Below are 13,162 nucleotides of genomic sequence, written 5' to 3'. Positions count from 1 at the left end.
ACACCCGGCGGTGCGCCGCACCCCGGCGCGTCCGACCGGGCGACGTGCGCGCCGCACCCCGGGCCCGTCCGTCCGGGTGACATGTGCACCGCGCCTCGGCCCCGTCCGACCACGCGATGTGCCGATGTGTCGCGCCGCTCCCGCGCTCGCGTGGCCGGGGGTGCCCCGCTCCGGTCACTCGTCGGCGAGGTCGCTCCGGCTGCACGCCAGCACCCCGGTGGTGCCCGACAGCCGGGCCATCAGCGCGTCCGGATCGCCCCTGCCCTGCACGCTGAGCGCGACCTCCACGGTCCGCTCGGGCGGCGGCACGGTCTCCGACCGGCGGCGGCGCCGGAACATCCCCTCGCCGTCGGCGGCGAGCGTGGTCAGCTCGGAGATCGCGAACCCCGCCTCCGTGCAGTGCTTGACCAGCTCCCGCAGCGCGCCCACCCCCTCCGTGTAGGTGATCCGGTAGCCGATCGAGGCGTTGCGCAGCGCGGGCAGCCGGTGGGCCAGCGGGCGGACGCCGTACGAGACCAGGAAGTAGGCGAGCGTGGCGAGGGTGGCGAGCACGGGCAGCCCCGCGCCGGCCGCGCAGCCGACCGCCGCGGTCAGCCAGATCGACGCGGCCGTGGTCAGCCCCTTGACCGAGCCGCGGTGGACGAAGATGACGCCACCGCCGATGAACCCGAGCCCGGAGACGATCTGCGCCGCCACCCGGGACGGGTCCAACTCGACCTGTCCGGTGACCAGTACGTCGGAGAAGCCGAACTTGCTGACCAGGGTGAACAGCGCGGCCCCGAGCCCGACGATCGTGTACGTGCGCAGCCCGGCCGCCTTCTGGCGGATCTCGCGTTCGATCCCGATCGCGCAGGAGAGCCCGAACGCGATGCCGAACTGCGCCGCGTGCGTCCAGTTCTGGCCGAACGGTTCATTGATGTCGATTGCCACAGAGCCTCCGATCCCCTTGGGACCTTCCGGGCAGCCGCCGCCGGAAGGAGAGCGCCGTCACTCCGCCGTGCCGGGCGGCGCGACGGTTGCGGCGGCGCGATGCCCCACCGTACCGGCCGCGCCCAGCCGGTCCGGAGCGCGTTACGCCTCGTCAGGCCTGTGGCGCCCGGGAGCCGGCGCCGTCGAGCAGCGGGGCGAGGACGGCCCGCAGATCCTCCGGCCGGCGGTAGTGGAGCGCGGCCATGCCCGCCCGCCGGGCAGCGGCCACGTTGGCCTCGGTGTCGTCCACGAACAGACAGCGGTCCACCGCGGTCCCGACGCGCTCGGCTGCGATGCGGTAGACCCTCGGGTCGGGTTTGGCGACGCCGATGCGCGCGGTGTTGATGACGGCGTCGGCCACCCCGCTCAGGCCCTGCCGGTCGAGATCCAGCTCCAGCCTCGTGGTGGCGTTGGAGACCAGAGCCACCGTCGCCACCTCCCGGGCCGAGGCCAGGAGGGCGACCACCTCAGGATCGACGAGCGGTACGAGCCGGGCCCAGGCGGCGACCGCGGCCCCGGCCCGGTCCGCGGAGCCGCAGACCGTGGTCAGGTCGGCCGCGACGGCGGACCGCCACTGCTCGTCGGTCACCGCGCCCGTGATCGCTGGGAGCAGCCGTCGCGGGGCGAACGCGGCAGCCGCGAGTGCGCCTCGGGGCAGTCCATGTGCGTCTTCGAGGGCGTCCTGCGCGGGCCAGTGCCGGATCACGCCGTCGATGTCGCACAGCACCGCGTCGATTGGTTGGGCGGGCATGACCGGCTCTCCGTCCGCTGAACGACGGCACACGCCGTCTTCTGACCGGGGCCTGGTCCGGCGGCCGGCGGGTGCCCCCGCCGTCTGCTCCACCCACGTCACCCCCATGGCTCTCGCGCGCCCCACCGTAGCCGCCCCTGCCGGGCTCCGGGGGGTGCGCACCGTACGGTCGGGTCCGTAGGCGCGAATTCGCGCGAAGCGTCCCGGGCGGCCGACGCCAGGGCCCTGCGGAAGATGTGACATGGCAAAGATCCTTTTCGTGATGACCGGTTCCGACCACTGGACCCTCGCCGACGGTTCCCTGCACCCGACCGGCTTCTGGGCCGAGGAGGCGGTCGCCCCGTACGAGAGGTTCAAGGCCGCCGGGTACGAGATCGTCGTCGCCACCCCCGGCGGGGTGGTGCCGACCGTCGACCGGGGGAGCCTGGCGCCGGAGTTCAACGACGGCCAGGAGAACGCCGACCGGGTGGCGAGCGTCCTCGCCTCCATGAGCGAGCTCCAGCAGCCGCTGAGCCTGGCGGACGTGGACCTGGCGGACTACGCGGCGGTGTTCTACCCCGGCGGCCACGGCCCGATGGAGGACCTGGCGGTGAACGCGGACTCCGGAAAGCTGCTGGTCGGCGCGCTGGAATCGGGCCTGCCCCTCGGCATCGTCTGCCACGCCCCGGCCGCCTTGCTGGCCGCCACGAAGGACGACGGGACCAACGCGTTCGCCGGGTACCGGCTCACCGGCTTCACCAACACGGAGGAGAGCCAGGCCGGGTTCGCGGACAAGGCCGCGTGGCTGCTCCAGGACCGCCTCGTCGAGATCGGCACCGACTTCCAGGAGGGCGAGCCGTGGGCCCCGTACGTGGTTGTCGACCGCAATCTGGTCACCGGCCAGAACCCGGCCTCCGCCGCCCCGCTCGCGGGCGAGCTGCTCAAGAAGCTCGGCTGACGCCACCGGGTCGGCCGCTCCGGAACGCGGGCCGGAAACTCCGTTCCGAGGAACTGATATCCCGGCCGCCCTCCGTGGTCTCCCAGTCATCGGGCATCATCGGCGGCCTACAGGACAGGGACCTAATTCATGAGCAGTCATCACCACACGGTGGATCCGGTGCCACTGGTGATCGCCGCGCGCAACGGGGACGCGGGGGCGCAGGACGCACTGGCCAGTGCGTACCTCCCGCTCGTCTACAACATCGTGGGCCGGGCGCTGAACGGTTCCGCCGACGTCGACGACGTGGTGCAGGAGACCATGCTCCGCGCACTGGACGGCCTCGGCGGTCTGCGCACCCCGGAGAGCTTCCGCTCCTGGCTGGTGGCGATCGCGATGAACCAGATACGTGCGCACTGGCGGGACCGCGACATCGCGCCCGGCACGCTGGAGGAGGCCGGGGAGATCGCGGATCCGGGAGCCGACTTCGTCGACCTGACGATGATGCGCCTGCAGTTGTCCGGACAGCGCCGGGAGACGGCGTGCGCGACCCGGTGGCTGGAGCCCGACGACCGGGGCCTGCTGTCGCTGTGGTGGCTGGAGTGCGCCGGTGAGCTGACCCGGACCGAGGTGGCCGAGGCGCTGGAGCTGTCGCCGCAGTACGCGGCGGTCCGGGTCCAGCGGATGAAGGCGCAGCTGGAGACCGCCCGCGTGGTCGTGCGGGCACTCGGCGCGCAGCCGCCGTGCGAGGAACTCCGTGGCGTCTGCGCGGCCTGGGACGGCCGCCCCTCCGCGCTGTGGCGCAAGCGAATAGCCCGGCACGCCCGTGACTGCTTCCGGTGCTCCGGGCTGTGGAGCGGCCTGATGCCCGCGGAGGGTCTGCTGGCCGGGCTGGCCCTGGTCGCCGTGCCCGCGGCGCTCCTCGTGCGGTGGCCCGGCAGCGACGACACCGCACCGGTCGCCGCCGCACACGCCCTCGACACCGCGTCGGCCGGCGGCGCGTCGGCCGGCGGTGCGACATCCGGCCCGCCCGGCCGACACCGCTCCGGGGGCGGGCGGCACACGGGCGGACGCACCCCCTCCCGCGCCGCCGCCCGCCGGCGGCGCCGGATCCAGCGCCGGGCGGTCGGCGGCGCGGTGGTGGTGGCGTGCATGACCGGCGGGGGCCTCTGGTACGCGTCCCTGGGGCCCGGAGCGGGTACCGGGGGAGACAGCGCCTCGCGTACGTCGGCGGAGCCGATCGCCGACCTCACGGCGTCCGGAAGCCCGGCCACCACCTCGTCGCCGCCGCCGGCATCCGCCTCGCCCTCACCCTCGGCCTCGCCCTCGCCGTCCAAGAAGCGGAGCGCCTCCCCGCCTCCGGCCCGGACACCGCACAAGAGCGTCGCCCCGGCGCCGAAGAAGACGCCCGTACCGCCTCCGTCGAGCGCCCCCGCCACGCGACCCGCCCCCGTGGGCGACACGGCCCAGGTCGTCGCCCTGGTCAACCAGGAGCGGGCGAAGGCCGGATGCGGACCGGTCGAGGAGGACCAGCAGCTCACGGACGCGGCGTTGCGGCACTCCGACGACATGGCCGCCCGCGACTTCTTCGAGCACACCAACCCCGACGGCGCCGATCCCGGACGCCGCATCACCGACGCCGGCTACCACTGGTCGACGTACGGCGAGAACATAGCCCGGGGCCAGCAGAGTCCCGAATCGGTGATGGAGTCCTGGATGAACAGCCCCGGCCACCGCGCCAACATCCTCAACTGTGACTTCAAGGACATCGGCATCGGCATCCACCAGGGACCCGGCGGGCCGTGGTGGACCCAGGACTTCGGCGCGAAGATGTGAGCCGGTCCGGGCCTGCCCGTCAGCTCTCGACTTCCGTCCTGTCGCCGCCCCAGAGGGTGTGGAAGACGCCTTCGCGGTCGACCCGGCGGTAGGTGTGGGCGCCGAAGTAGTCGCGCTGGCCCTGGGTGAGCGCGGCGGGCAGGCGTTCGGCGCGCAGCGAGTCGTAGTAGGCGAGGGTGGCGGCGAAGGCGGGCGTGGGGACGCCCTGGGTGACGGCGGTGGCGACCACGGCGCGCCAGTCGTCCTGTGCGGTGGCGATCTCCTGGGCGAAGCTCTTGTCGGCCAGCAGGCTCGGCAGCCCGGCCCGCGCCTCGTAGGCGCTGGTGATCCGGTCGAGGAACGCGGCCCGGATGATGCAGCCGCCGCGCCAGATCGCTGCGACCCTGCCGAGGTCGATGTCCCAGTCGTACGTCTCGCTGCCGGCCGCGATCTCGTGGAAGCCCTGGGTGTAGGAGACGATCTTCGAGGCGTACAGGGCCTGCTCGACCCGGTCGGCGAAGGCCGCCGCCTCGTCCTTGCCGAGCCGGCGGGCGGTCGGTCCGGCGAGGTGGCGTGAGGCTTCGCGGAGCGCGGCGTGGCCGGAGACGGAGCGGGCGAAGACGGCCTCGGCGATGGCGGAGACGGGAACGCCCAGGTCCAGGGCGATCTGCACGGTCCAGCGGCCGGTGCCCTTCTGCTCCGCCTGGTCGAGCACCACGTCCACGAACGGCTTGCCGGTCGCCGCGTCCACCTGGGAGAGGACCTCCGCGGTGATCTCGATGAGGTAGGAGTCCAGGCGCCCGGTGTTCCAGGTGCGGAAGGTGTCCGCGATCTGCGCGGGGGAGTAGCCCGCCACGTCGCGGAGCAGCTGATAGGCCTCACCGATCAGCTGCATGTCCGCGTACTCGATGCCGTTGTGCGTCATCTTCACGAAATGACCGGCGCCGTCGGGGCCGATGTGCGTGACGCACGGCGCCCCGTCCTTGGCCTTCGCGGAGATCTTCTCCAGCATCGGGCCGAGCGAGGCGTACGATTCGTCGCTGCCGCCGGGCATGATGCTCGGCCCGTTCAGCGCGCCCTCCTCGCCACCGGAGATGCCGGCGCCGACGAAGTGGATACCGCGTTCGCGCAGCTGCTTCTCCCGGCGCCGGGTGTCCTCGAAGTGGGCGTTGCCGCCGTCGATGATGACGTCGCCCTCCTCCAGCAGCGCCGCGAACTCCTGGATCACCGCGTCCGTGGGATCGCCCGCCTTCACCATGACGACCAGGCAGCGGGGCCGCTCCAGCGCCGCGACGAACTTCTGCGGCGTGTGCGCGGCGACGAAGTTTCCCTCGTCGCCGAAGTCCTCGACCAGGGCATCGGTCTTGGCCGCCGTGCGGTTGTGCACCGCGACCGTGAAGCCGTTGCGGGCGAAGTTGCGGGCGAGGTTGCGGCCCATCACCGCGAGCCCGGTGACGCCGATCTGCGCGGTGCCGCTCATCTGGGTGCTCCTGCAATCTGTCGGGGACGCGGAGGCGCCGGGATGTCGCGGCGCCGGGGTGTCTCCAGTATGGATACGGGACCGGCGGACGGCCTGTTCAGCCGGGCAGCCGGGTGCGCGCCGGTGTCGCTCGTCTTGACACTCGCTGAGCGGCGGAGCAACACTGGTTCCGGCTGGGAGAGCGCTCTCCCGGGCGGGTTCCACACCCGGCCGGGCCGCCGATCCCGCAGTCCGCCCGCACCGTCCCATCCCCGCTGTCGGTGCGGTGAGGAAGTCCGCGGTGGTCACGGAAATGCGTGACCACCGCGGACTCATGCCCGGACCCGGCCGCGTGCCGAATCCCGGCGGAGGATTCCCGGCGGAAGATTCGCAGTGGAAGATTCCCGGCGAAAGGTTCGCGGCGAAAGGTTCGCGGTGGAAGATTCCCGGTGGAAACGCGAAACCTCCGGCCGCGGCGGTCGTCCGCCGCGGCCGGAGGCAGGCCGGCCTTAAGGGCCGGGGTCAGGCGGCCCTGCCCGGGCGGCCCGCCGCGGCCTCGCGGATCAGCTCGGCGTAGCGCCGGCCACTGCTCTTGACCGTGCGGCGCTGCGTCGCGTAGTCCACGTGGACCAGGCCGAAGCGCTTGTCGTAGCCGTACGCCCACTCGAAGTTGTCCAGCAGCGACCAGGCGAAGTACCCGGCCAGCGGCGCGCCCTTGCGGACGGCGCGTGCGCAGGCGGCGAGGTGCTCCTCCAGGTACTGGGTGCGCTCCGGGTCGTGCACCGAACCGTCGGCCAGGACGACGTCCTGGTACGCCGAGCCGTTCTCCGTGACGTAGATGCGCTCGACGCCGTACTCCTGGGTGAGGCGCAGCAGCAGCTGCTCCAGGCCCTGGGCGTGCACCTCCCAGTCCATGTGGGTGTGGCGGGAGCCGGGGAGGTAGACCTGCTTGGCGTGCGGGACGGGACCGGTCGCGTCGGCGGTGACGACCTGGCGGAAGTAGTAGTTCACGCCCATCCAGTCGAGCGGCGCCGAGATCAGGTCCATGTCGCCGTCCTGGACGGGGAGTTCGACGCCGTACAGATCGACCATGTCCTGCGGGTAACCGCGCCCGAGGATCGGGTCGAGCCACCAGCGGTTGATGTGGCCGTCGCCGCGTACGGCCGCCGCGCGGTCCGCCTCGCGGTCGGTGGCCGCCTCCACCGGGCTGAGGTTGTTGACGATGCCGACGCGGGCGTCCGAGGACGCCGCACGGATCGCCCGCACGGCGAGACCGTGCCCGAGGTGCAGGTGGTACGAGGCCCGGACGGCGGCGGTCAGGTCGGTGAGACCCGGCGCCATGGTGCCCTCCAGGTGACCGATCCAGGCGGAGCAGAGCGGCTCGTTGAGGGTCGCCCAGTCCTTCACCCGGTCACCGAGGCGTTCCACGACGACCGAGGCGTACGCGGCGAAGTGCTCGGCCGTCTCCCGGACCGTCCAGCCGCCCCGGTCCTGGAGCGCCTGCGGCAGGTCCCAGTGGTACAGCGTGGCGAACGGGGTGATCCCGGCGTCCAGGAGCCCGTCGACCAGCCGGTCGTAGAAGTCGAGCCCGGCCTTGTTGACGGGGCCGTCGCCGCCCGGGACGATCCTCGGCCAGGCGAGCGAGAAGCGGTACGCGCCCGCCCCCACCTCCTTGATCAGGCCGATGTCCTCCGGCACCCGGTGGTAGTGGTCGCAGGCCACGTCCCCGGTGTCGTTGCCGGCGATCTTGCCGGGGATGTGGGAGAAGGTGTCCCAGATCGACGGGGCACGGCCGTCCTCCGCCACGGCGCCCTCGATCTGGTACGCGGCGGTGGCGACGCCCCAGGTGAAGTCGGCCGGGAGGGCGCTGAGGTCGTTCACGGACTTCCTTTCCGATGTGGTCACTTGACGGCTCCCGCGGTGAGGCCCGCGACGAGGTACCGCTGGAGCAGCAGGAACCCGGCGACGATCGGGACACTGACGACGAGCGAGGCGGCCATGACCTGGTTCCAGTACACGTCGTTCTGGGTGGCGTAGCCCTGGAGGCCGACGGCCAGGGTGCGGGTGGTGTCGTTGGTCATGACGGACGCGAAGAGCACCTCGCCCCAGGCCGTCATGAAGGCGTACACGGCGACGGCGACGATGCCCGGCACGGCGGCCGGCACGACGACCCGGAACAGGGCGCCGAGCGGTCCGCAGCCGTCCACCAGAGCTGCCTCGTCCAGATCCTTCGGGATCGAGTCGAAGTAGCCGATGAGCATCCAGATGGAGAACGGCAGCGAGAACGTCAGATACGTGAGGATCAGCCCGCCGCGCGAGCCGTACAGCGCGATGCCGGTGCTGTTCCCGATGTTGACGAAGATGAGGAACAGCGGGAGCAGGAAGAGGATGCCGGGGAACATCTGGGTGGAGAGCACCGTGACGGTGAAGACGCGCTTGCCGCGGAACTTGTAGCGGCTCACGGCGTACGCGGAGAACACCGCGATGATCACCGAGAGGACCGTCGCAGAGCCCGCCACGACCAGCGAGTTGACGAAGTACCGGGCCAGCGGGACGGTGTCCCAGATGTCGAAGTACGGCTGCACCGTCAGCCCGGACGGTATCCAGTGGAACTTCCCGGAGACGTCCTGGAGCGGCTTGAGCGAACTGCTGATCATCACGTAGACGGGCAGCAGCGCGAAGGCGGCCAGGAAGGTCAGGATGACGCGGCGGGTCCAGAGGAAGGACTGCGGGGCGGCCATCGGGGACCGCCTCCGGGCCCGGGACTTCGATACCCCGGGCCCCACGGCCGACTGGGCATGGCTAGGCATCGGCGCCCTTCCTTCCGCGTGAGGTGATGAGCAGGTAGCCGGCCGTCACGAGCAGCAGGAAGAGCAGCAGCAGGACGGACATGGCGGATCCGGTGCCGAAGTTCCAGGTGACGAACGACGACTGGTAGATGTGGATCGAGATCAGGTCCGCGTTCTCCGGCGCCGCCTTCCCGAACAGCACGTACGGGGTGTTGAAGTCGTTGAACGTCCACAGGAACAGGACGAGCACGAGGACCTGGTTGACCGGGCGCAGCGCGGGCAGGGTGATCTTGCGGATCTGCTGCCAGATGCCGGCGCCGTCGATCGCGGAGGCCTCGTACAGCTCGCGCGGGATGTTCTGGAGCCCGGCCATCACGATGAGGAAGGCGAACGGCCAGCCCTTCCAGACCGAGACGATGATCAGGGCGTAGATGCTGTTGTCACCGATCAGCCAGAAGGACGGCTGGTCGGTCAGCCCGAGCTGGTCGTGCAGCACGTGGTTGACCAGGCCGTTGTCCCGCTGGAACATGAACGCCCAGGTGATGACGGCCGCGTAGACCGGCAGGGCGTACGGCACCAGGAAGATCGCCCGGAGGAAGCCCCGGCCGCGGAAGTTCTCCTGCAGCATGATCGCCGCCGCGACCCCGAACAGCCAGGCCAGGCCGACGGCGAAGAACGTGAAGACACAGGTGACGAAGAACGAGTGGAGCAGCGCCTCGCCGATCGGGGCGTTGACGTCCACGGCGATCTTGTAGTTGTCGAAGCCGCTCCAGGGCGCTCCGCCCCAGTTGTTGATGTAGAACTGCGTGAGCTGGCGGAAGCTCATCACGATTCCGATGATCATCGGAATCACGTGGACGAGGAGTTCGAGCAGGACGGCCGGCAGGAGCAGGAGATAGGGCAGTCCGCCCTGGCGGATCCGGTCGGGGATGCGCGGCAGTCTCCTGCGCGCACCCCCGTTGCCCCGGCTCGTCACCCTGTCCGACTTTTCCGTCCGGCTGTCGGTGGTCACGGTGGCGGTCATGAGAGAGCCTTACTGCTGCATCGTCTGCTGGGCCTTTTCGAGGCGCGCCTTGACGGATTCGGTGGTCACGGGGCGTCCGGCTGCGGCATCGGCCCACAGCTCCTTGACCGCCGTACCCACGGCCGTCTCGAACTGCGACTCGTTCGGCACCTGCGGCAGCGGGGCCGCGCTCTTGGCCAGCGTGTCGCGCAGGACCGCGAGGTCGGGGGCGGAGAACGCCTCGTCGGCCTGGGCGGCCTTGACCGGCGGAATCGATCCGTAGGTCTTGTTGAGCAGCTTCTGTTCGGCGTCGCTGGTCATGAACTTCACGAACTTCTTGGCGCCGTCGATGTTCTTGGTGTTCTTGAACACCGCCATGTTGATGCCGGCGACCATGGAGTTGGTGGCCTTGCCGGTGCCCGGAGTGCCCGCGGCGACCGGGACCGGGGCCGCGCCCCAGTCCTCGGGCTTCATGCCCTGGGAGGCGAAGGTGGACGCGGCGGCCTGCCACAGCACCATCGCGGTCTTGCCCTTGGCGAAGTCCGTCAGGGACTGGTTCTGGGCGTACTCCGCGTTGCCCGGAGCGACGATCTTGTCCTTGGCCATGAAGTCGATGTACTGCTTCACGGCGGCGACGGCGCCGTCCGAGGTGAAGGTGGCCTTGCCGGACTTGTCGAAGAAGTCCGCGCCGTGCTGCTGGCCCAGGACGAAGGTCTGGTGGATGTTGTTGGAGAGGTTGGAGCCCTCGGCGCCCAGCCCCCACTTGCCGTCCTTGGAGAGCTTCTTGCCGTCCGCGACCAGCTCGTCCCAGGTGGCCGGCGGCTTGCTGATGCCCGCGTCCGCGAAGCTCTTCTTGTTGTAGTAGAGGGCGTACGCGAGGGAGTACAGCGGCACCGCGGAGGGGTCCTTGCCCTCCGCGCCGGCCGAGGCGACCGCCGACTCGACGAAGCGGTCCCGGCCGCCGATCGCGTCGAAGTTCTCCTTGTTCCAGGGGAGCAGCGCACCCGTCGCCTGCAGCGATGCCGACCAGGTGTTGCCGATGTTCAGCACGTCCGGGCCCTGGCCGGACGTGGTGGCGGCGAGGATCCGGTTGAGCAGATCGGCCCAGGGCACGACCTCCAGCTTGACCTTGATGCCGGTCTGCTTCTCGAACTTCTTCAGCTCGGGGGTGAGGATCTTCTTGTCGGCCTCGATGCTGGGGCCCTGGTTGGACGCCCAGTAGGTGAGGGTCTTCGGCGAATCGTTGCTGCCGCCCGAGGCGGACGAACCGCCTCCGCAGCCGGTGACGCCGGCGGCGATGGAGATCGCGAGGGTGACTGCTGCTGCGGCTCTGACGTTGCGCATGCTGGATGGCCCCTTTCCGGGGAGGAAGGCCGTGTTCGAGAACCGAACGGTCTTCAGGACTTAATTTATGACGTGATTTAAGAGCTGAGAGAAGGTCGCGTCAAGTCCCGCGGTCACGGTATGTTGCGGGAAGGGAAGGAGCCACATGGCTGAGCGCAACAGACGGACCGTGCGTGACCTGCGACGGGGCAACCGGGCAAGGGTATTGCAACGGTTGTATTTCGACGGCCCGCTGAGCCGCCAGGAGCTCGGTCCCGCCACCGGGCTGAGCTCGGGTTCCATCAGCAACGTTGTTACGGAACTTGACGCCGAAGGCCTCCTGGAGGAGGCCGGAGTCGTCGATTCCGACGGCGGCCGCCCCCGCACACTGCTGCGCGTCGCACCCGCGGGCGGTCTCCTGATCGGCATCGACATCGGGGAGACCCGGATCAGGGTGGAGCTCTTCGATCTCGCCCTCACCGAACTCGCCCGCACCGAAAGGCTGCTGGCCCAGCACGGTTACGACGTCAGCCGGATCGTCGGCCACGTCCGCAGCGGGGTCGCCGATGTGCTGCGCGACGCCGGGGCCGATCCGCGCCGGCTGCTCGGCATCGGGATCGGCGTCCCGGGAATCATCGAGCGGGCCGCCCCGGACGGTGCCGTCGGTGATGTGGGCTCCGTCGTCCACGGCCAGACGATCGACTGGAGCGCCGTCCCCTTCGAACAGCTGCTCCGCGAAGCCGTACGGGTCCCGCCGGAGGTGCCGTTCTTCATCGACAACGGCGCCAAGACGCTGGGCCAGGCCGAGATGTGGTTCGGCGGCGGCCGGGGCGCGGGAGCCTCGGCCATCGCGCTCATCGGCTCCGGTGTCGGCGCCTGCGTGAACCACGGCGATCTGCTCGACGAGGACCGCAGCAGCATGGCCCTCGAATGGGGCCACACCACCGTTCAGCTACGTGGACGCCGCTGCCGGTGCGGCTCCATCGGCTGCCTGGAGGCGTACGCGGGCGCGGAGGCGATGCGCGAACGCTGGCGCGAGGCGGGCGGCCCGCTCGCCGCCGACGCCGACGACGAGACCGCGCTCGCCGCGCTGCTGGCCGCGGCCTACCCCGGCCCCGGCGGCGAGCCCGACCCGCTGGCGGTGTCGCTCCTGGACGAGACGGCCGAATGCCTGGGCGCGGCGCTGGGAGACCTGATCAACCTCTTCCTGCCCGAACGCATCCTGCTCGGCGGCTGGGCGGGCCTGCTGATCGGGCCGCACCTGCTGCCCGACATCCGCCGCTACGCCCAGGAGTACGCGCTCCGGCACGCGGCGGCCCGCACCACGATCGAGATGGGCCGCCTGGGTCCCGACGCGGTCACGGTCGGCGCCGCGACGCTCCCGCTGGCCGACTTCCTCGCCAGGGGCGGCAGCCGCCCGGCCCCCGAGCCCCGGCCCACCGCCCCGGCACCGGGATTCCGGACCGCCGCGGACGAGGTGCGCAAGCGCGAGCACCCGCAGACCGCTTCGGACGCGCCGGGCTGAGGGGGCGCGGACGGCGCGGGGGAGAGGGACGTGGACTGTTCACGGCGAGGACGACGACCGGCCCGTGGGACGCCACGCGGCCGGCCAGACCACGTCCCGGGCCACGGCCCCCGGGACGCCGAGATCGGCCCGAGCGTGCGCGACGTAGCGGTCCCGGGCCTGGCGGAACTCCAGATACGCCTGGTCCCAGTCCTGTTCGGCCTCCGTGGGGATCCCACGGGCCAGGCACTCCAGCCGCCACACGCAGTGGTCCAGCGTCTTGGAGGCGGTGTTCGCCTCGGTGTCACCGAGCAGCGCGAGCGTCTCGGAGAGCGCGGAGCGACGGGACTCCAGCGCGCCGAGCTCCACGAGCACGCCGGATGCCGGCTCCGGAGACGTCGGGCCAGGGGTCAGGCCGCGGGCGACGGCCAGGGTCCGGTAGCCGGCCGCCAGCTCCTTGACGGCGTGGGCGTACTCGGCGTAGGCCGTCAGCCGGCGTTCGTCCCACCGCACGGCCTGCTGCCTGCGCCACCTGGTCCGCTCGTTCAGGCCCGTCATCACGTACGACATGAGCGCCCCGAGGGCGACACCCGCGAGAGGGAGTATCCGGTCGGCCAGACTCACAGGGAACTC

Annotated in this window: 11 protein-coding genes; 3 read left to right on the top strand and 8 right to left on the bottom strand. The window is 71.2% G+C overall.

The features are described 5' to 3' along the window. Nucleotides 1-174: 174 nt before the first annotated feature. Nucleotides 175-930, bottom strand: a complete 756-nt coding sequence (locus tag ACFVQ0_RS02690) for an MgtC/SapB family protein (protein WP_371774891.1) — start codon at nucleotides 928-930, stop codon at nucleotides 175-177. A gap of 151 nt (nucleotides 931-1,081) precedes the next feature. Then, the gene (locus ACFVQ0_RS02685) at nucleotides 1,082-1,720 is read right to left on the bottom strand and encodes an HAD-IA family hydrolase (RefSeq protein WP_390083848.1); all 639 of its coding nucleotides are present in this window, start codon (nucleotides 1,718-1,720) and stop codon (nucleotides 1,082-1,084) included. Between the two features lie 241 nt (nucleotides 1,721-1,961). Here ACFVQ0_RS02685 and ACFVQ0_RS02680 point away from each other — a divergent pair, with 241 nt between their 5' ends. After that, nucleotides 1,962-2,657: a type 1 glutamine amidotransferase domain-containing protein gene (locus ACFVQ0_RS02680; RefSeq protein WP_390083846.1), complete on the top strand. Its 696-nt coding sequence runs from the start codon at nucleotides 1,962-1,964 to the stop codon at nucleotides 2,655-2,657. A gap of 129 nt (nucleotides 2,658-2,786) precedes the next feature. After that, nucleotides 2,787-4,472, top strand: a complete 1,686-nt coding sequence (locus tag ACFVQ0_RS02675) for a sigma-70 family RNA polymerase sigma factor (RefSeq protein ID WP_390083844.1) — start codon at nucleotides 2,787-2,789, stop codon at nucleotides 4,470-4,472. A gap of 19 nt (nucleotides 4,473-4,491) precedes the next feature. Here ACFVQ0_RS02675 and gndA read toward each other — a convergent pair whose 3' ends face one another. From gndA to ACFVQ0_RS02650, 5 genes are all read right to left on the bottom strand, one after another. Then, complete coding sequence (gndA, locus tag ACFVQ0_RS02670; RefSeq protein ID WP_390083842.1) at nucleotides 4,492-5,931, bottom strand: NADP-dependent phosphogluconate dehydrogenase; 1,440 nt, start codon at nucleotides 5,929-5,931, stop codon at nucleotides 4,492-4,494. Nucleotides 5,932-6,432: 501 nt separating this feature from the next. After that, complete coding sequence (locus ACFVQ0_RS02665) at nucleotides 6,433-7,791, bottom strand: GH1 family beta-glucosidase (protein ID WP_390083840.1); 1,359 nt, start codon at nucleotides 7,789-7,791, stop codon at nucleotides 6,433-6,435. Between the two features lie 20 nt (nucleotides 7,792-7,811). Further along, complete coding sequence (locus ACFVQ0_RS02660; protein ID WP_073734574.1) at nucleotides 7,812-8,651, bottom strand: carbohydrate ABC transporter permease; 840 nt, start codon at nucleotides 8,649-8,651, stop codon at nucleotides 7,812-7,814. 61 nt (nucleotides 8,652-8,712) lie between these two features. Then, complete coding sequence (locus ACFVQ0_RS02655; RefSeq protein WP_390083838.1) at nucleotides 8,713-9,723, bottom strand: carbohydrate ABC transporter permease; 1,011 nt, start codon at nucleotides 9,721-9,723, stop codon at nucleotides 8,713-8,715. A gap of 9 nt (nucleotides 9,724-9,732) precedes the next feature. After that, nucleotides 9,733-11,046, bottom strand: coding sequence for an ABC transporter substrate-binding protein (locus tag ACFVQ0_RS02650; protein WP_390083836.1), 1,314 nt, complete (start codon nucleotides 11,044-11,046; stop codon nucleotides 9,733-9,735). A gap of 145 nt (nucleotides 11,047-11,191) precedes the next feature. Between ACFVQ0_RS02650 and ACFVQ0_RS02645 the strand changes: the two genes are divergently transcribed. Next, nucleotides 11,192-12,550 (top strand): ROK family protein, encoded by a 1,359-nt coding sequence (locus ACFVQ0_RS02645; protein ID WP_390083834.1) that lies wholly within the window; start codon nucleotides 11,192-11,194, stop codon nucleotides 12,548-12,550. A 39-nt stretch (nucleotides 12,551-12,589) separates the two neighbouring features. Here ACFVQ0_RS02645 and ACFVQ0_RS02640 read toward each other — a convergent pair whose 3' ends face one another. Then, nucleotides 12,590-13,153 carry a hypothetical protein gene (locus tag ACFVQ0_RS02640; protein ID WP_390083832.1) on the bottom strand — a complete coding sequence of 188 codons (564 nt, stop codon included), beginning with the start codon at nucleotides 13,151-13,153 and terminating at the stop codon, nucleotides 12,590-12,592. Nucleotides 13,154-13,162: the final 9 nt, after the last annotated feature.

Origin of the sequence: Streptomyces sp. NPDC057900, assembly GCF_042887885.1 — a bacterium.
Classification (GTDB): domain Bacteria; phylum Actinomycetota; class Actinomycetes; order Streptomycetales; family Streptomycetaceae; genus Streptomyces.
Note: the sequence above shows the minus strand (reverse complement) of the source record. Positions and strands in the feature narration are given on the sequence as shown.

What these genes read in the sequence shown, in the direction of transcription:
- ACFVQ0_RS02685 (WP_390083848.1), bottom strand. Translation starts at nt 1,720, where the DNA reads ATGCCCGCCCAACCAATCGACGCGGTGCTGTGCGACATCGACGGCGTG.
- ACFVQ0_RS02680 (WP_390083846.1), top strand. Translation starts at nt 1,962, where the DNA reads ATGGCAAAGATCCTTTTCGTGATGACCGGTTCCGACCACTGGACCCTC.
- ACFVQ0_RS02675 (WP_390083844.1), top strand. Translation starts at nt 2,787, where the DNA reads ATGAGCAGTCATCACCACACGGTGGATCCGGTGCCACTGGTGATCGCC.
- gndA (WP_390083842.1), bottom strand. Translation starts at nt 5,931, where the DNA reads ATGAGCGGCACCGCGCAGATCGGCGTCACCGGGCTCGCGGTGATGGGC.
- ACFVQ0_RS02660 (WP_073734574.1), bottom strand. Translation starts at nt 8,651, where the DNA reads ATGGCCGCCCCGCAGTCCTTCCTCTGGACCCGCCGCGTCATCCTGACC.
- ACFVQ0_RS02655 (WP_390083838.1), bottom strand. Translation starts at nt 9,723, where the DNA reads ATGACCGCCACCGTGACCACCGACAGCCGGACGGAAAAGTCGGACAGG.
- ACFVQ0_RS02650 (WP_390083836.1), bottom strand. Translation starts at nt 11,046, where the DNA reads ATGCGCAACGTCAGAGCCGCAGCAGCAGTCACCCTCGCGATCTCCATC.
- ACFVQ0_RS02645 (WP_390083834.1), top strand. Translation starts at nt 11,192, where the DNA reads ATGGCTGAGCGCAACAGACGGACCGTGCGTGACCTGCGACGGGGCAAC.